Genomic DNA, 16,855 nt, shown 5'->3' with positions numbered 1-16,855 from the left:
GAAGCGCCTCCGTAGCGTGGTACCGACGATGCACCAGACGCATCGAACCACTACGCGAAGGAGACATCATGATCGAGGCACGGGGCCTGACCAAGCAGTACGGCGCCAAGACCGCCGTCGACGACATCAGCTTCCACATCAAGCCGGGCCAGGTCACCGGATTTCTCGGCCCGAATGGAGCGGGGAAGTCGACCAGCATGCGTCTGATGGTGGGGCTGGATCGCCCGACCGCGGGGGACGTGACCGTGAACGGGCGCCGGTACGCCGATTCACCCGCTCCGCTCGCCGAGGTCGGCGCGCTCCTCGACGCGAAGGGGGTGCATCCAGGGCGCAGCGCGCGCAGTCACCTGCAGGCATTGGCCGCGACCCACGGCATCTCGGATCGTCGAGTGCACGAGGTCCTGGAGACCACAGGGCTCTCGGCTGTTGCTCACAAGCGGGTCGGGGGTTTCTCCCTCGGCATGGGGCAGCGTCTGGGCATCGCGGCCGCGTTGCTCGGAGACCCGCAGACACTGATTCTCGATGAGCCGGTCAACGGGCTCGATCCTGACGGTGTGCTGTGGGTGAGGAACCTTCTGCGTCAGCTCGCGGGCGAGGGACGCACGGTGCTGCTTTCGAGTCACCTCATGAGCGAGATGTCGCAGACTGCTGACCACGTGATCGTGCTCGGCCGTGGGCGTGTCGTCGCCGATGCGCCCATCGGCGAGCTGCTCGCAGGTGGCGGGGCCAGGGTAACTGTGCGTGCTCCCGAGGCTGCCAGACTCGCGGCGATCCTCATGGATGACACTGCACTCCAGGGCGAAGCGAGTGGAGGCGCAGCTCGTCCCGCCGCGACGCTCGAACCGCTGGGGGAGCACGGCTTCACCGCGCACGGACTCGGAGCTGCGGACATCGGCCGCGCCGCCGCTCAGCACGGCATCGAGCTCCATGAGCTCACCCCGGTGTCCGGGTCGCTGGAAGACGCCTACCTTGCGCTTACTCGCGACCAGCTCGAGTACGCGTCGGTCTAATCCCGAGTGATGCGTGTCGCACGCGTCACGGCCACCATCCGATTTCTGTTACCCAGGAGAATCTCATGACCACCATTGCACCGTCCATAGCCGAACCCGCTTCAGCCGTCAAACGCTCCGCCCCGCGGAGCCCTGCTCACCTCAGCTTCGGGGGAGTGCTACGCTCCGAGCGCATCAAGCTCAGCTCGCTGAGGAGCATCCGAATCACCCTGATCATCACCATCCTCGCGGGGCTCGGGCTCAGCGCGCTCATGGCCCTCGTACTCGTCGACCAGGTGAGCGGTGGCACCGGCGGGGCCGAGGCCGCTCTCGGCTACCAGTCCTACCTCGTCACGGTCTCGGCCTTCGCGGCTCCGTTCCTCGCCCTGATCTTCGGTGTGCTCGGTGTCTTCGCTGTCGCGAGTGAGTACTCGAGCGGAATGATCCTCTCGACGCTCGCTGCGGTGCCGGCGCGCACTCCCGTGTATGTCGCGAAGGCGCTCGTCACGGCAGCCATCGCCGCAATCACTGCGATTGTCATTGTGGCGGGCGGTCTCGCGATCGCCGTGGGCTTCATGCCGGAGTCCCTCGAGGAGATCGCAAGCCCGAGTGTCGTCTCCGGTGCGCTCGGCGCGGTTGCCTACCTCGTGCTCATCACGATGCTCGCTTTCGGGGTCGCCGCGATGCTTCGCTCGACAGCAGGGGGCATCGCGGTGATCGCGGGCATCACTTTCGTGCTGCCGATCGCCTTCCAGATGCTCATGATGTCGAACTGGGAGTGGGTGCCGGTTGTCGCCTCGTACCTGCCCGCCGACCTCGGCAGCACCCTCGGCTCGGGGTTGCCCGCTGATGATGCGGTTGCCCCGATGCACGGCGCTCCCGGCTACTGGGGTGCACTCGGAGCAATGACCGCATGGGCCACGATCGCAGTGATTCCAGCGGCCATCATATTCAAACGCCGCGACGCGAAGTAACACCCTCTAGGGTGGGTGCCATGACAGACGAGCGGGGCGGTGCGGCCGAAGCCAGACTGCCCCGCCCGCCTGGCGTTCTGCGTCGGGCCATGGCCGCCCACCCCACCGCAGTCGATGTGTGGATCGTCGTCTGGTACGTGATCGGCTGCGTCATCGGAAGTTCGCTGGACGCCATCAGCGTCGCAGCGCCGATCGGGAACATGGATCCGACGAGCTGGTTCGGCGTTCCGTCCTATCTCGCTTGGCCATGGTGGCCGATCGCGGTCGTGCGTGTCGCGGTGGTCGCGACCGCCCTCTTCTTGCGGCGCCGATACCCACTCGCGGGTCTGGTCGTCGTGACGCTCGCACAGTTCGTGGACCACGGCATCCAGGGCCTCGCCACGAGTGTGGTGCTGTTCTTCATGATCTACGCCGTGCCGGTGTTCCGCAGTGTGGCCGCGGGCTGGATCGGGTACGGCATCGCGGTCGTCGGCAGTATCGCGGCGACTCTGGCGAGTGCGCTGACGGAGGGAAGGGCCGGCGAGCTGCCTCCGGCAGCCGTCTTGGCGGCAGGTACTGATCCGACCTTCGACCTCGCCGAGACGATCCTCCTCTCCGCGATGACGGCGGTCTGGTATCTCGCGATCCTGCTCCTGGGCATCAACCTCGGGAATCGGCGCAGATATCTTGAGGCGGTGATCGACCGTGCGAATCAGCTGGCGCGTGAACGTGACCAGCTGGCGCGCCTCGCGGTCGCTGAAGAACGCTCCCGCATTGCGCGTGAGATGCATGACATCGTTTCGCACTCCGTCTCGGTGATGATCGCGCTCTCCGAAGGGGCGGCCCGCACCGCATCCGTCGCTCCGGAGGCGGCCGCCGACGCCATGTCGCGCAGCGCTGAGACCGGACGGACGGCGCTCGCCGAGATGCGTCGCATGCTCGGGGCGCTGAACGATCAGTCCGGTGAGGCAGTGGAGCTGGCTCCGCAGCCGGGAGTCGAGGATCTGCCGAAGCTCGTCGCAGGTTTTCGTGAGGCGGGCCTGACGGTCGAACTCGAGGTGCACGGTGAGGCTTCCGGGGACCGGGGGCAGGATCTTGCCGTGTACCGAATCGTGCAGGAGGCACTGACGAACGCGCTGCGGTATGCAGGGCAGGGATCACAGGCCGTCGTCACGATCGGCCGTCACCCCGATCGCACTGAGGTCGAAGTGAGAGATTCCGGGCCACCAGCAGGTTCTGATGCGCCGCGTTCCGGTTTGGGTTCGGGGCAGGGGATCGCCGGCCTTCGTGAGCGGGTCCGCATGTTCGACGGAGAACTCCAGGCCGGGTCTGATGCGGGAGGCCAGGGGTGGATTCTCCGGGCCGCCCTACCGGTGAGTGGTGATGCGAGTGGGAGCGCGAGCGGGAGTGGCGCATGATGGGACGAGGAGGTACGCGGTGAGCGATACTGCAGAGGATCAGGGAACAGTGATGCGGGTGATGCTCGTCGATGATCAAGAGCTGATCCGCACGGGGTTCCGACTCGTGCTTCTCGCCGAGTCGGGCATCGAGGTGGTGGCCGAGGCCGCCGACGGCGCGAGTGCACTTTCCGAGCTCGAACGTCTCGGGAGCGAGGGTGCCGCCTGTGACATCGTGCTGATGGATGTGCGCATGCCCGGTATGAACGGGATCGAGGCGACCGCCGAGATCGTGCGCAGGTTTCCGGAGGTGCGGGTGCTCGTACTCACCACATTCGATCTCGACGAATACGCGACGGAGGCCATTCGTGCCGGGGCGAGTGGTTTCCTCCTCAAAGACGCGCGTCCTTCCGAGCTCGTCGAGGCCCTCGAGAGCGTCGCGGCGGGTGACGCGGTGATGGCCCCGAGCGTGACCCGGCGCCTCATCGCACGCCTCGCCGAAACCTCCGGCGATCCGGCACCCGCGTCTTCACCGGGTGCCGCGGCCGCGACCGAGCAGAGGTCCCCGGCGCCGGCCCCCGATGCCGCGGCTTTTGACGCACTGACCGAGCGCGAGCTCGATGTGCTGCGCCTCATTGCCGCAGGGCGGAATAATGCGGAGATCAGCGAGGAGCTGTTTCTGTCTGAATCGACCGTGAAGACCCATGTCGGGCGGGTGCTTGCGAAGCTGCAACTGCGAGACCGGGTGCATGCGGTGATCTTCGCGAAGCAGCACGGACTGTAAAGTGAAGGGCATGAGCAGGATCGCCGTCGTTCCCGGGTCCTTCGACCCCGTCACACTCGGACACATCGATGTGATCCGCCGCGCTGCGGGAATCTTCGATGAGCTGCACGTGCTCGTCGTCCACAACCCAGGCAAGACGGCGCTGCTTTCAATTGAGGATCGCGCTGCGTTGATTCGGGAGGCCATTGACGCCCTGCCCGACGTGCCCAGCAACATCACGGTGGCATCGTGGGCCGATGGGTTGCTCGTCGACTACTGCACGAACGTCGGCGCCTCCGCGCTGGTGAAGGGGATCCGGTCGCAGGTCGATGTCGCCTACGAGACGCCCATGGCAATCGTGAACCGCAACCTCGCCGGCGTCGAGACGGTGTTCATGCTGCCCGATCCTGCCCACGCACATGTCTCATCGACGCTCGTGCGACAGGTCGCATCGCTCGGCGGAGACATTGCCCCTTATGTTCCCGTCGCCGTGGCGCGGTTCATGGGCGGCTGAGTCCCCCCACGGCCGCACCGCTTCGCCATCCGGTACCCTGAACGGGTGACGAGTCAGAGCCCTTACCGCGAGAACATCCGCGACATTCTCAACCGCCCCGGGGAGATGCGGGAGCGCCGGCGCACGATCGTTGTGCCGGAACGCCTGGGTGAGTCCTTGGCATCCGTACCCGAGGGAGAGTCGCTCGACCTCGACGTACGACTGGAGTCCGTGCACGAGGGCATCCTGGCCTCCGTACAGGCGTCCACCACGATGCACGCCGAGTGCGGTCGCTGCCTCACTTCGTTCGCCACGCCGTTCGAAGTCGAGTTCCAAGAACTTTTCGCGTATACTCCTTCGGAGGCCGACGAGTACGGGGTTCACGGTGATCACGTGGATCTTGAACCCCCGCTCCGAGACGCGGCAGTGCTTGCACTGCCGTTTCAGCCTGTGTGTCGCCCGGACTGCCCGGGGCTCGACCCCGAGTCCGGTGAGCTGCGCGATGCTGAGGTTGAGGCGAAGACCGATGCGCCCATCGATGCCCGGTGGGCGGCGCTCGCCGAGTTTCAGGCTGACCCAGAACGTGGCTCAGGCAATTCGCCCGAGTCGAAGTAGCAACTAGGAGAGAACCATGGCTGTTCCCAAGCGGAAGATGTCGCGCTCGAACACCCGTCACCGCCGTTCGGCCTGGAAGGCCGAGGCTCCCAAGCTGGTGAAGACCGTCGAGAACGGCCGTACCGTCTACAGCCTTCCGCACCGCGCTCGCGTGGTCGAGGACTCGACCGGCACCCCGCTCTTCCTCGAGTACAAGGGCCGCAAGGTCGCAGACATCTGAGTTGATCGCGCGACAGCCGAAAGGCGTGGTCGCACACCAGCTGAAAGTCATCATCATTGACTGAGCACGATGTACAGCCGTCGGGCGTCGCGCAGAGCGAGCCCGGCGGCTTTCTCGCACCATTCGGGGTGCAGATCGATCCTGAACTGCTCGAACTCGCCCTCACCCATAGGTCGTGGGCGTTCGAGCACGGCAACGCCCCCTATAACGAGCGACTCGAGTTTCTCGGCGACTCGATTCTCGGGCTCGCGGTCACGGACAAGCTCTACCGCGAGTACCCCGACCTCAGCGAAGGCGAACTCTCGCGTCGTCGGGCATCGCTCGTCTCGTCAGTCGCACTGGCGTCAGTCGCACGTCGTATCGGGGTCGGCCCCGAAGTGCGTCTCGGTAAGGGCGAGGAGAAGTCCGGCGGCCGCGACAAGGAGTCGATACTCGCAGACGCCGTCGAGGCGTTGATCGGCGCTGTCTACCTGTCATCCGGGCCAGCCATCGCGAACGATTTCGTGCTCGCGCTCATCGAACCGCTCTGGGGCGATCTCGAGAGCTTCGCGCTCGCGCTCGACCCGAAGACCTCGCTTCAGGAAGAAGCCGTCGCGCGCGGCCTCGAGTATCCGCCGTACGACGTCACCGGATCCGGGCCAGACCACGACCGCAGCTACACCGCAGTCGTCACGCTCGCCGGGGTGACGGGGCGCGGCACCGCACGGAGCAAGAAGCTTGCCGAGGCCTCCGCCGCGCGCGATGCCGTACAGCAGCTACGGGCCTGAGCCCCGGATATGCCTGAACTTCCGGAAGTCGAGGTGGTTCGCGCCGGGCTCGCCCCAGCGCTGACCGGTGCGCGTGTCGTCGCCGTCGAGGTGCGTGACCCGCGCGCCCTGAAACGGCATGAGCCGCGCGACGGCAGTGCGTTCGCGGGAGGGCACGGAGTCACGCTGAGCCCGGAGGCCGGTCGCGAACGTGCCGGCGACTTCGAGCGCCGCCTCACCGGCGCGGTACTCGGTACCCCCGTGCGGCGCGGAAAATTCATGTGGGTGCCGATAGACCAGGCAGCGCCGGAATCTGGAATCGCGATTGGAACGCAGTTTGGGGCTCCGTCGGCGCTGCTCGCGCACCTGGGCATGAGCGGCCAGATGCTGTTGCGCAGCCACGAGGCGCCGGATGACCGGCACGTACGAGTTCGCCTGTGGATCGAGCACCCGATCCATCGTGAGCTGCGTATTGACTTCGCCGATCAACGCCTGTTCGGCTCGCTCGCGATCGATGAGCTGATTCCGACTGACGACGGCGCTCCCGGCGGCTGGGGCGGACTCGAGATGCTGACCGCAGAGACCGCCCGCGGCGCTATGCCGTCATTCTCGTCACGCGAATCCGTTGCGAGTCTGATCCCGGCGCAAGCCCGGCACATCGCGCGAGATGCGCTGGATCCGGCATTCGATGATGCCCGATTCGCCGCTGCTCTGCGCTCGCGCACCGTCTCCGTGAAGACGGTGCTGCTCGATCAACGGCAGGTCAGCGGGGTGGGGAACATCTACGCCGATGAGGCGCTGTGGCGGGCGCGCCTGCATCCCGAGCTCCCGGGCCTGGGCGTCGGGCCGCGCAAGGCGCGGGAACTGCTGCTGCGCGTGCGCGAGGTGTTCGGGCAAGCGCTGGCAGAGGGCGGCACGAGTTTTGACGAGCAATACGTGAACGTCAACGGCGAAGCCGGGTACTTCGCGCACTCACTGCACGCGTACGGGCGCACCGGGGATCCCTGTGATCGTTGCGCGGAACCGCTGCGCCGAATGATGATCGGTGGGCGATCCTCCCACTTCTGCGCACGCTGCCAGCGGAAGCGGTCTTCGTAGCCAGGTAGATGTTCTCGTGCTTGCGCGCTTACGCCACGGAGGGGAGATCTGGGTCGGGCTGAGCGCAGGCACCGATCCAACACCGCTACGGCCCGGCTAGGCTGAAGGCATGGTGAGGCGAGCGGGCGTGCCGAAAAGTGGCGAGCGTCCGCCGGATCACGGCGCGGCCTCGCGGCTCAATGCCGCTTGCAAGCGCGGCCTGCGAGTCTTCGGCGCGTTCTTCGCCGTGGCGGTCGGCTTTTACCTTCTCACGTTCATGTGGTTCAAAAGACTCGACGGCCCCATGGAACTGCCCTTGCCCGTGTGGATCATGTTGTTGCCGACCCTCGTGTCACTCGGAGCGGGTGTGATCACGGGCCTGGTCGTGGTGGCGGTCGACTTCACGCGTGGTCGCCCGTCACGCGGAGATTGAAAAGCGGCTTGAGCCATGTTCTGTGCGCGCTGCCAGCGGAAGCGGTGACCGGGTTCCGCAGCGCTAGTGTTGCAGAATGGTCGATGTGCATCAGGTGCAACCCGGTCTTCCAGACGGGCATCCGTGGAAGACCGCGTCACGCTGGCACATGGCTTGGCGGGTACTGATCGGCGTTTCTCTCACGGGGATGATCGCCTTGCTGCTTATCGCCATGATTGATGCGGGGGACGGCAGACATCGAGTGATGCACTCGTTCTTGCCCATTGTTTTCGCTGTCGCGTTCCCAGCCCTGTGTTCGATCCTCGCGTCTGTGCTGGGACCCCGACTCACTCGCTACTTCCCGTTCTCGCAGTCGCTCCTATTTGGCAGCATCTCGGTGGTCGCCGTAGCTGTAGTGTCAGCGATCGTCTCGGTTTGGGACTTTGCTGCTCGAGCCCCATGTTCCGCGGATACGCTGTGCGGTGGTCCGCTTGATGGCATGTTCTGGATCGTGATCCTGTTCGGGATTCCCGCTTTCCTCTGCGCCAGCATCGGGTTCGGGCTTTCGATATGGTCCCTGACGCGACGCGGGAAGATGATCTTCTGGCCAGTGTGGGGCCTGACGCTTGTGGTGTTCACGGTGGGTCTCCTGACCAGAGGCCCGTGAAGGCGGCTGCCGAATCGTCGGGGCTGGGTGAGTCTTCGGCGATAGTATCTGTCTGCGCTGGCAGCCGTGCAGGCCGAGCGTGGTCGAGATGACGCTGCATCGGAAGGGACGGCACGAGTGGATCTGCGTTGGCTGAGCGCACCCGAGGGCGAAGTGGCCGAAGCGATGGCACGGCTGCGCAAAGATTCACGGCCCAGCTGGGTGCCGACGCGGCGGCAAGTACTCGTGCATGTGAACCACTGCCTCATGCTCTGGTATCTCTGCATCGTATGGATGACACTCGGCGTGCGCATCGACACCGTCCAGCACAATCAGATCGAGGCCGTAGACATCCGAGACATCATCGTGGTCACGGTGATATTCGTGGCCTGGGTGTGCGGCACGCTGTGGCTGTACCGGTGCGCGGCGCGGCCGCCGTCACGCCGCTCACAGTTCTCGCAGTGGCGGCAGACCCTCACCGCACTGGCGAACGGCTACGAACCGAGACCGACGCACCGTGCACGATTCGCATCGCTCATCACCGTTGGTGATCGGGGCTACTTCTATCCCGGGTTCTCAGCCCCGGGAGTCGAGTTCGGCAACCTGGTGCACGGAAAGCGCAGCTCTGGCAATTGGCACTAAGCGGTGGTGCGGCTGCGCGCTCCCTTGCCGCACTTCATTCTCGATTCGAGAAGTGCGGATGCGGTCGCGAAGCGGCTTCCGGTGCATGTGCGATGTCACCAGAGGCTCTCGCTCGAGGGCGACTTCGATCGGTGGTTCAGTCTGTACGTGCCCGCGGGGTACGAACGTGACGCACTCTTCGTGTTCACTTCGGATGTGATGGCTGCGCTGGCGGATCACGCAGATGCGTACAGCGTCGAAGTCGTCGATGACACCGTCGTGTTCTTTGCTCCCGGTGTCGCGGACTTCGCTTCAGCGGATGCGTGGACGTCGATCGCCGCGCTTCTGGAACACGCCGTACCGAGGCTGGTCACTCGTGGAAGCCGGTATCGCGACGAGCGGGTCCCTGAGCAGACCGGATCCCGAACCATCGCATCGGTTCGTGCCGCACTGGCAGAGTCTGGCGGCAGTTACATTGAACCGACGCCGCCTATCGGCCCTTCCGGGAACCGCCTCCACCTGAGCGATCGTCGCACCGGCGGGTGGTGGGTGGTCGGTGCGATCGGCTGGATCGCGACCCTCGCATTTCTCTACGTCGTACCGGGCCTCTTCGCCTTTGCGGGAATCATGTCGATCGTCGACGGCCGCTGAGGTCGGGCTATGACTGCCGGGCTTCTGTATCCGTGCGACCCGCCATACCATGAGGCATGGGAACTCTGAGCTACACCGCGACCGTATCGCTCGACGGCTACGCCGCCGACGGGAATGGGGGCTTCCAGTGGACGGCGCCTGGCGAGGAGGTCTTCGATTTCCATGTCGAGCGCATGGGCGCGGTCTCCACAGAGGTGCTCGGGCGGAACACCTACGAGCTGATGACCTATTGGGAGGCCGAGCCTGGAAGCCAGGAGTACGACGAGTGGGGCGACATCGAACGCGAGTTCGCCCGACGCTGGCGGGAACTCGATCTCATCGTGGCCTCCTCCACGCTACAGCCGGACCAACTGGGCACAGGCGACCCCCGTCTGGTGCGTCATCTGAGCCTCGCGGAGCTCGAGAATATCGTCGCGGATGCGACCGGAGAGGTTGAGATCTTCGGACCGACCGTGGCGAGTGAAGCTCTTCGCGCCGGCATGGTGCAGGATTTCAGATTCTTCATCGTGCCACGGGTCGTGGGAGGCGGACTGCGCGCTCTGCCCGACGACGCGGACTTTGCGCTCGAGCTCGTCGAGCAGCGGCTGTTTGAGAACGGCATCGTCTTCCTCCACTATCGCGCTGTCGATACGTCGCCGACGTTGCCATGACGTCGGCCATGACGTTCGCGCGTCTCGATGTCGCCGTGCTACGAGCGGGTTCGCGGCTGTCGATAAGCTGGCGCGATGGACTATCTGCGGTACAGCGCCTTCACGACTCCAAGCGGCGGGGGCAACCCGGCCGGGGTCGTACTCGATGCGGCCGGGGCGGAGGAAATCCACATGCTGGCCCTTGCGGCCGAGCTGGGGTACTCCGAGACCGCGTTCCTCTCTCGGATCGGTGAGCGGGAATATGCGATCCGCTACTTCAGTCCGCAAGCCGAGGTCGACTTCTGCGGCCACGCGACGGTAGCGGCCTCCGTCGCGCTCGCCGAGGACCGTTACGGAGCTGGCAGCCTGCTGCTGCATTCGAATGTCGGTGAGATCCCGGTCGAGATCGTGACCGGTGAGCGTGGGCTGCAGGCGACGCTCACGGCGGTCGTTCCCGATACCGGATCGCTGGACGCGCGATCAGAACTGCTCTCGTTGCTGCGATGGGACGAGAGCGACCTTGACCATGCATTGCCTTCTGGCCTCGCCTACGGCGGCCTCTGGCACCCAGTGCTTTGGGCGGCCTCGCGGGAGCGCCTTTCAGTGCTCGACTACGATTTCGACGGTCTGAAGGAGCTCATGTTGCGCAAGGGGTGGGGCACGGTGAGCCTGCTCTTTCGGGAGTCGCCCGCGCTCGTCCATTCGCGCAATGCGTTTCCTATCGGCGGGGTGGTCGAGGATCCGGCGACCGGCGCCGCGGCTGCTGCGCTCGGCGGCTTTCTGCGCGCGCATGCGCTGCTACCCGCGGACGGTCGATTCACGGTGCTTCAGGGAGAGGACATGGAACAACCGTGCCTCCTCGAAGTGGACGCTTCCGGCGAGGGTGGCGTAAGAGTCAGCGGAACGACGCAGCCCATCTCGGTGTGACCGAGTGCTCGGCGAGACGGTGGGGCGCACCGGGTAACGGGCCGAAAGGCTTGCCGTTCGAGCTGTAGCTGACCCGGGTCATGCCCGCTTCGAGCGCATCGCACGGGTCTGCGAGATCGATGGATCGGCGGTGAGCTCTCCGTACCGTTCGGATTCGACGGCGACGAGGGCGATCCTGCCCGCTTCGTCGTGATGGATGCCCCATCCGTACCGCTTGCCGAGCGGGGAGGCGCGAAGACAGGCCTGTGGCTTCGCGAAGAACGCCTCACGAGCCCGCTCCTGTTCCTCCGCGGAGATGCGCTGCCTGATCGCGTGCACTCGGAACAGTACGTCGTCGCTCGTGAATTCATAGGGGTGAGGTGCAACGATCTCGTACTGCAGCGACGCGATGGTCGGCCCCTTTGCGCCGGCCACCGGTACCTCGGCGGCCGAGACCGGGCAGTCCTCGGCGATCCGGATGAAGGTGTTCGAGTAATCGGTGGTTCCCATGGGGCCAATGTAGTCGCGCATGGGGATCTGTGGGTGGTGACACCGATCCCGCGGAGGGGAGCCGGGTCTCCCGCATCTCCGCGCTGCACGCCGTCGAATCGGCCTCATCCCGCTACAGTAAGGGAATCGGCGCCCGTCGAGTGAGGCCGCCGACCGTCGAAGGGACGACAGCGTGCACTTGAAGAGCCTGACCCTCAGGGGCTTCAAGTCGTTCGCGCAGCCGACCACGTTTCAGTTCGAACCAGGCGTCACCGCGATCGTGGGCCCCAACGGTTCGGGCAAGTCGAACGTCGTCGACGCACTCGCGTGGGTGATGGGGGAGCAAGGAGCCAAGACTCTGCGCGGCGGCAAGATGGAGGACGTCATCTTCGCCGGCACCTCCACACGGGGGCCGCTCGGCCGTGCCGAGGTGAGGCTCACCATCGATAACTCGGACGGAGCGCTTCCGATCGAGTACAGCGAGGTGACGATCAGTCGAATCCTCTTCCGCAACGGATCGAGCGAATACGCGATCAACGGCGAGAACTGCCGACTGCTCGATGTGCAGGAGCTGCTCAGCGACTCCGGGCTCGGGCGCGAGATGCACGTCATCGTCGGGCAGGGGCAGCTCGATGCCGTGCTGCGTGCAACACCCGAAGACCGCCGTGGGTTCATCGAGGAGGCGGCGGGGATCCTGAAGCATCGCCGACGCAAGGAGCGCACGCTTCGCAAGCTCGCGGCTATGGAGACCAATCTGACGAGGCTCAACGATCTGGCAGGGGAGCTGCGCCGCCAGCTCAAACCGTTGGGGCGACAGGCCGAAGTCGCCAAGCAGGCACAGACCATCGCCGCCGAGGTGCGCGATGCGAAGGCCAGGCTCTTGGCCGACGACGTGGTCAGGCTCAGGCGAGAGCTCATCGAACTCTCACAGGACGAGTCTGAACGGCAGGCCGAGCGCATCGTGCTGCAAGAACAGGTCGAACAGAAGCAGATCAGGATCGAGAGGATCGAGCAGGAGCAGCAAGGCGAAGAGCTCGATGCTGCACGGCGCACGACGATCGCCCTCGAATCGGCTCTCTCGAAGTTGCGCGGACTCTATTCGCAGACCCAGCAGCGGCTCGCCTTCTTGGCGACTCAGGCCGAGTCGCCCGAGCAGGTGCACCGAGTCTCACGAGCCACAGTCGACGAGGCGAACGAGGAGGAGGCTCAGCTGCAGGCGAAGATCCCCGAAGCCGAGCAGGCCTGGCAGCGGGCAGGATCCGCGACGCGGCGTGCTCAGGAAGCACTTGACGCGCTGGATGATCAGCTATCAGAGCAGAGCGCGCTCGTCTCGAAGCACGACCTTCGTCTTTCACAGCTCCGTGGACGCAGTGAGGCGGCGGCGCAGAAGCGCGATACCGTCGCGGCGGAGGCGGCGAGACGCGGGCAGGCCCTCGAGCAGACCGAGGCCCGGACCGCTGAAGCGTCGGCGCAACTTGCAGCCTTCGAGGCCGAACTTGCCGAGGCGGGTCTGGAAACCAGCGGGAGTGCGGGCGCGAGTGGTGACGTTGCCGACGGCTCGGCCCTTGATGCCTCGTACCGAGAGGCACAGGAGCGACAGGCCGAAGCGGAACTGCAGCGCGATGCGGTGAGGGATCAGCTGCACGGACTCGAGCAGGAGCGAGCCGGGCTCGTTGCGCGAATCGGGGCGCTGTCGCGTTCGCTCGATGACCGAGACGCAACGGGTGAGCTCCTCTCGGGTGATCGTTCAGACATCAGAGGCCGAGTCGCCGAGCATATGCGGGTCGCAGACGGGTACGAAGCCGCGGTCGGCGCCGCTCTCGGTGTCTTCTCCGACGCGTTGCTGGTCGACACGCACGACGCCGCGCGAGCCGCGGTGCGCCGCGCGCGGGAACAGGATCTCGGACGGTTGCGCGCGGTGATCATCGAGGCGCAATCAGCAGCATCTGCAGAGGCGCCGGAGATCGAAGGCCTCACGCGGGCGGTCGACGTGCTCCTCGATGCGCCGGCGGGAGTCCGTGGACTGCTCGCCCGGAGTTACCTCGCATCCGACAGCGCGGAGGCGGTGAAGGGGGCGGCACGTCTGCGCGAACTGCTGGGCGGCGAGGCGTTCACGGTCGTCACGACTGACGGTGACGTGCTGACCCGGTACACCATGACCGGGGGGTCAGGCCTGGCGCCCTCCCGTATCGAGCTCACGGCTGAACTCGAGCACGCGAGGTCGCATTGCGAAGAGATCGAGCAGCAGATCGAGCAGGGAAAGGAAGCGCTCGCGCGGCTGCGGGATGCGGTCGACCAGAGTAAGCGAGAGACTCACGCGGCCTATGCCGAGCTGCGGGAGTCCGATGCCAAGCAGGCCGCAGCGGCAAAGGAGCACAACCGACTTCAGGTCCGTGCTGAAGCGAGTCGTGCCGAAGCAGAGCGCGCACGGCAGGCACTCGCGGCGGTCGCCGAGAGCGAGGAAGAAGCGGCGCTTGAAGCGGACCGCGCGGCCCGGGCTCTCGAAGAGGCGGAGGCCGAGCCCCGGCCGATCCTCGATGCGAGCGAACGCGATGGACTCTACGCGGAAGTCGAAGAGGCGCGCGCCATCGAGATCGAACGGCGACTCGCGCTGGAGACCGCGCGCGAGCGTGCCAGAGCCGCGGCCGCCAGAACCGTTGCTCTGCGCGAGCAGCTGGAGACCGAGCAACGGGCCGCCGACGAAGCTGCACGGCGCGCCGTGCTCCGCGCCCGCCAGGTGGAACGTGCAGACCGAGTGGCGAGCGCGCTGCCGATGATTATCGACTCGTGCGACCGGTCGCTCTCAGAAGCGCGTGTCGCACAACAGGCGGCTGAGCAGGAGCGGGCCCGGTTCAGCCAGGAGCTCACCCTGTTGCGCTCGGAGGAGGCGGAACTGCGGAAACGCCTGCAGGCGATCACGGAACGAGTGCACGGCTCGGAGCTCAAGAGCTACGAGCGGAAATTGCAGCTTTCATCGTTGCTGGAGCGAGCGGGCAGCGAACTCGGCCTCGTTGAAGAGGTGCTCGTCTCTGAATACGGACCGCGTGCACAGAGCGAGGATCCGGACCAACATGCATCGGTGTCGCATGACCGCACGCCTGACACCGAAGAATCTGATGCCGAGGCCAGCGCTGAGCGCCGTACCGATGAAACAGACCCCGCGAACTTCACTCGCGAGCAGCAGGAGAAGCGCCTTGCCAAAGCTGAGCGCCGACTCGCCGAATTGGGGCGCATCAACCCGCTCGCACTCGAGGAGTTCTCAGCACTCGAGCAGCGCCACACCTTCTTGTCCGAGCAGCTGCGGGACCTGACGAAGACCCGTGCCGACCTGCAGAGCATCATCGACGAGCTCGACGGGAAGATGCAGGGCATCTTCGCCGACGCGTTCGCTGATACGCAGCACGCGTTCGCCGAGATCTTCCCGGTCCTGTTCCCCGGCGGGTCGGGAGAAGTGTCGCTGAGCGACCCCGAAGACCTGCTGAACACCGGCATCGATATGGCAGTGAAGCCGGCCGGCAAGAAGGTGGAACGTCTGTCACTGCTTTCGGGTGGTGAGCGCTCGCTTGCGGCCGTCGCTTGGTTGATCGCCATCTTCCAAGCACGACCGAGCCCGTTCTACATCGTCGACGAGGTCGAGGCGGCGCTCGACGACGCGAACCTGGGACGATTGCTGCAAGTCTTCGAACGGCTGCGCGAGAACTCGCAGCTCATCATGATCACCCACCAGAAGCGCACCATGGAGATCGCCGATGCGCTCTACGGGGTCTCGATGCGGCAGGACGGAATCTCAGCTGTCGTCGGGCAGAGGATCGGCCGGAGTGACTCGGAAGACGCTGCGAACGACGAAGACTAACAAGTCGATCACGCCTGCTTCGTGGTGTCACGAGACGGTTGCGAAGTTGGCTAGGATCGTGGACAGTGCCGCAATGCTGCGGTGACGAATGCGCAGAAAGGTCATTCAATGAAGAAGTTTTCGAAGCGGACAACGGGTGCTTTCGCTCTCGTCGCCAGTGCCGCGCTCGTGCTCAGCGGTTGCTCGAGCGACGGCGGGGGATCCGAAGGGTCTTCCGACGGTGGCGAGCAGGTTGACACGCTGAAGATCGGGTCGCTGCTGCCGCAGACCGGCTCGCTCGAGCACCTGATCTACGGCCCGCAGGCCGCACTGGCTCTCGCGGTCAACGACATCAACGAGGCCGGCGGTGTGCTGGGCAATGACGTCGATGTCGTCGTTGAGGGCAACGAGCACGACCCGACCGATCCGACGATCATCTCGAAGAGCGTCGACGACATCATCGCGGCAGAGCCCGCCTTCGTGCTCGGTGCCATGGGTACCGGTAACACGAATGCGGCGATGCCGAAGCTGACCGAGGCCGGGATCCTCATGGGCTCGCCTTCGAACACCGGAATCGAGCTCGCCGGCGTCAACGACCTGTACTTCCGCACCATTGCGTCGGACATCATCCAGGGGCGTGCGCTCGGCAACCTGATCCTCGAAGACGGTCACACCTCGGTCGCAGTGCTGGCACAGAACAACGACTACGGCAACGGGCTGCGCGACAACCTGCAGGAGACGCTCGAGGATGCCGGCGCCGAGGTCACCTTCGGTGCGAACGGCTCGGGCGAGGAGTTCCCCGAGGCGCAGACCACCTTCACCTCGGAGGTGACGGCAGCGCTCGACACGAACCCGGACGCGGTCGCACTCATCAGCTACGTGGAGGCGAAGCAGGCCATCCCTGAGCTCGCTTCGCAGGGCTTCGACCTCTCGAACCTCTACCTGGTCGACGGCAACACCGTGCCGTACCCCGAGTTCGACGCCGGTCTGCTCGAGGGCGCGCAGGGCACCACGCCCGGTCGCACCGTCGATGACGAGTTCGAGGAGCAGCTCGTCGAGGCGTCGCCCGACGCGAGCAAGAGCCTGAACTTCGCACCCGAGTCGTACGACGCGGTCGTGCTGGTCGCCCTCGCGGCACAGCGCGGTGGCTCCGCCGACTCCGAGACCATCCGTGAGAACCTGCACGCGGTATCCGGCTCTGACGGTGGCGAGACCTGCAGCACCTACGCTGACTGCCTCGCGCTGCTCGAAGATGGTGAGGAGATCCACTACGAGGGTCGCGCCGGCGGTGGACCGCTGAACGACGACAACGAGCCCTCCACGGCACTCATCGGACTGTACAAGTTCGATGGTGAGAACACGCCTGAAGCTGTGGGCGAGATCGAGGGCTGATCACAAGATACTCCGATACACGCT

At 65.6% G+C, this 16,855-nt stretch carries 18 protein-coding genes; 17 read left to right on the top strand and 1 reads right to left on the bottom strand.

The window, feature by feature from the left end; translation table 11 throughout:
* Nucleotides 1–68: 68 nt before the first annotated feature.
* The 15 genes from ACUYV6_RS04910 (at nucleotide 69) to ACUYV6_RS04840 (ending at nucleotide 11,139) form a co-directional block, all read left to right on the top strand.
* Nucleotides 69–1,010, top strand: coding sequence for an ATP-binding cassette domain-containing protein (locus ACUYV6_RS04910; RefSeq protein WP_449277522.1), 942 nt, complete (start codon nucleotides 69–71; stop codon nucleotides 1,008–1,010).
* Between the two features lie 65 nt (nucleotides 1,011–1,075).
* A complete protein-coding gene (locus ACUYV6_RS04905; protein ID WP_449277521.1) occupies nucleotides 1,076–1,963 on the top strand; it encodes an ABC transporter permease subunit in 888 nt (295 codons plus the stop codon).
* Between the two features lie 20 nt (nucleotides 1,964–1,983).
* Nucleotides 1,984–3,360: a sensor histidine kinase gene (locus ACUYV6_RS04900; RefSeq protein ID WP_449277520.1), complete on the top strand. Its 1,377-nt coding sequence runs from the start codon at nucleotides 1,984–1,986 to the stop codon at nucleotides 3,358–3,360.
* Between the two features lie 52 nt (nucleotides 3,361–3,412).
* Nucleotides 3,413–4,123 (top strand): response regulator transcription factor, encoded by a 711-nt coding sequence (locus tag ACUYV6_RS04895; RefSeq protein ID WP_449277565.1) that lies wholly within the window; start codon nucleotides 3,413–3,415, stop codon nucleotides 4,121–4,123.
* A 10-nt stretch (nucleotides 4,124–4,133) separates the two neighbouring features.
* Entirely contained in the window at nucleotides 4,134–4,616 is a 483-nt protein-coding gene (gene coaD / locus ACUYV6_RS04890; protein ID WP_449277519.1) for a pantetheine-phosphate adenylyltransferase, read from the top strand.
* A gap of 45 nt (nucleotides 4,617–4,661) precedes the next feature.
* Nucleotides 4,662–5,210 carry a YceD family protein gene (locus ACUYV6_RS04885; protein ID WP_449277518.1) on the top strand — a complete coding sequence of 183 codons (549 nt, stop codon included), beginning with the start codon at nucleotides 4,662–4,664 and terminating at the stop codon, nucleotides 5,208–5,210.
* Nucleotides 5,211–5,226: 16 nt separating this feature from the next.
* Nucleotides 5,227–5,430 (top strand): 50S ribosomal protein L32, encoded by a 204-nt coding sequence (gene rpmF / locus ACUYV6_RS04880; protein ID WP_449277517.1) that lies wholly within the window; start codon nucleotides 5,227–5,229, stop codon nucleotides 5,428–5,430.
* A 128-nt stretch (nucleotides 5,431–5,558) separates the two neighbouring features.
* Nucleotides 5,559–6,197, top strand: a complete 639-nt coding sequence (rnc, locus tag ACUYV6_RS04875) for a ribonuclease III (RefSeq protein WP_449277564.1) — start codon at nucleotides 5,559–5,561, stop codon at nucleotides 6,195–6,197.
* Nucleotides 6,198–6,206: 9 nt separating this feature from the next.
* Nucleotides 6,207–7,274: a bifunctional DNA-formamidopyrimidine glycosylase/DNA-(apurinic or apyrimidinic site) lyase gene (gene mutM / locus ACUYV6_RS04870; protein WP_449277516.1), complete on the top strand. Its 1,068-nt coding sequence runs from the start codon at nucleotides 6,207–6,209 to the stop codon at nucleotides 7,272–7,274.
* Nucleotides 7,275–7,383: 109 nt separating this feature from the next.
* Complete coding sequence (locus ACUYV6_RS04865) at nucleotides 7,384–7,686, top strand: hypothetical protein (protein ID WP_449277515.1); 303 nt, start codon at nucleotides 7,384–7,386, stop codon at nucleotides 7,684–7,686.
* Nucleotides 7,687–7,762: 76 nt separating this feature from the next.
* Nucleotides 7,763–8,332 (top strand): hypothetical protein, encoded by a 570-nt coding sequence (locus ACUYV6_RS04860; RefSeq protein WP_449277514.1) that lies wholly within the window; start codon nucleotides 7,763–7,765, stop codon nucleotides 8,330–8,332.
* Nucleotides 8,333–8,449: 117 nt separating this feature from the next.
* Complete coding sequence (locus ACUYV6_RS04855; protein ID WP_449277513.1) at nucleotides 8,450–8,953, top strand: hypothetical protein; 504 nt, start codon at nucleotides 8,450–8,452, stop codon at nucleotides 8,951–8,953.
* A 147-nt stretch (nucleotides 8,954–9,100) separates the two neighbouring features.
* Entirely contained in the window at nucleotides 9,101–9,583 is a 483-nt protein-coding gene (locus tag ACUYV6_RS04850) for a hypothetical protein (protein ID WP_449277512.1), read from the top strand.
* A gap of 56 nt (nucleotides 9,584–9,639) precedes the next feature.
* Nucleotides 9,640–10,233 carry a dihydrofolate reductase family protein gene (locus ACUYV6_RS04845; protein ID WP_449277511.1) on the top strand — a complete coding sequence of 198 codons (594 nt, stop codon included), beginning with the start codon at nucleotides 9,640–9,642 and terminating at the stop codon, nucleotides 10,231–10,233.
* A 75-nt stretch (nucleotides 10,234–10,308) separates the two neighbouring features.
* Nucleotides 10,309–11,139 (top strand): PhzF family phenazine biosynthesis protein, encoded by an 831-nt coding sequence (locus ACUYV6_RS04840; protein WP_449277510.1) that lies wholly within the window; start codon nucleotides 10,309–10,311, stop codon nucleotides 11,137–11,139.
* 78 nt (nucleotides 11,140–11,217) lie between these two features.
* Here ACUYV6_RS04840 and ACUYV6_RS04835 read toward each other — a convergent pair whose 3' ends face one another.
* Entirely contained in the window at nucleotides 11,218–11,628 is a 411-nt protein-coding gene (locus ACUYV6_RS04835) for a DUF6157 family protein (RefSeq protein ID WP_449277509.1), read from the bottom strand.
* Nucleotides 11,629–11,800: 172 nt separating this feature from the next.
* On the opposite strand from ACUYV6_RS04835, the gene smc reads away from it, so the two are divergent.
* Entirely contained in the window at nucleotides 11,801–15,460 is a 3,660-nt protein-coding gene (gene smc, locus ACUYV6_RS04830; RefSeq protein ID WP_449277508.1) for a chromosome segregation protein SMC, read from the top strand.
* A 108-nt stretch (nucleotides 15,461–15,568) separates the two neighbouring features.
* A complete protein-coding gene (locus ACUYV6_RS04825; protein WP_449277507.1) occupies nucleotides 15,569–16,831 on the top strand; it encodes an ABC transporter substrate-binding protein in 1,263 nt (420 codons plus the stop codon).
* Nucleotides 16,832–16,855 lie beyond the last annotated feature (24 nt).

Source organism: Leucobacter sp. GX24907 (assembly GCF_053567335.1).
The sequence above is the reverse complement of the archived record's forward strand: the minus strand, read 5'-3'. Positions and strand labels throughout refer to the sequence as shown.

What these genes read in the sequence shown, in the direction of transcription:
- coaD (WP_449277519.1), top strand. Translation starts at nt 4,134, where the DNA reads ATGAGCAGGATCGCCGTCGTTCCCGGGTCCTTCGACCCCGTCACACTC.
- mutM (WP_449277516.1), top strand. Translation starts at nt 6,207, where the DNA reads ATGCCTGAACTTCCGGAAGTCGAGGTGGTTCGCGCCGGGCTCGCCCCA.
- ACUYV6_RS04835 (WP_449277509.1), bottom strand. Translation starts at nt 11,628, where the DNA reads ATGGGAACCACCGATTACTCGAACACCTTCATCCGGATCGCCGAGGAC.
- rpmF (WP_449277517.1), top strand. Translation starts at nt 5,227, where the DNA reads ATGGCTGTTCCCAAGCGGAAGATGTCGCGCTCGAACACCCGTCACCGC.
- ACUYV6_RS04905 (WP_449277521.1), top strand. Translation starts at nt 1,076, where the DNA reads ATGACCACCATTGCACCGTCCATAGCCGAACCCGCTTCAGCCGTCAAA.
- ACUYV6_RS04825 (WP_449277507.1), top strand. Translation starts at nt 15,569, where the DNA reads ATGAAGAAGTTTTCGAAGCGGACAACGGGTGCTTTCGCTCTCGTCGCC.
- ACUYV6_RS04840 (WP_449277510.1), top strand. Translation starts at nt 10,309, where the DNA reads ATGGACTATCTGCGGTACAGCGCCTTCACGACTCCAAGCGGCGGGGGC.
- ACUYV6_RS04910 (WP_449277522.1), top strand. Translation starts at nt 69, where the DNA reads ATGATCGAGGCACGGGGCCTGACCAAGCAGTACGGCGCCAAGACCGCC.
- ACUYV6_RS04900 (WP_449277520.1), top strand. Translation starts at nt 1,984, where the DNA reads ATGACAGACGAGCGGGGCGGTGCGGCCGAAGCCAGACTGCCCCGCCCG.
- ACUYV6_RS04860 (WP_449277514.1), top strand. Translation starts at nt 7,763, where the DNA reads ATGGTCGATGTGCATCAGGTGCAACCCGGTCTTCCAGACGGGCATCCG.
- ACUYV6_RS04845 (WP_449277511.1), top strand. Translation starts at nt 9,640, where the DNA reads ATGGGAACTCTGAGCTACACCGCGACCGTATCGCTCGACGGCTACGCC.
- ACUYV6_RS04895 (WP_449277565.1), top strand. Translation starts at nt 3,413, where the DNA reads ATGCGGGTGATGCTCGTCGATGATCAAGAGCTGATCCGCACGGGGTTC.
- ACUYV6_RS04865 (WP_449277515.1), top strand. Translation starts at nt 7,384, where the DNA reads ATGGTGAGGCGAGCGGGCGTGCCGAAAAGTGGCGAGCGTCCGCCGGAT.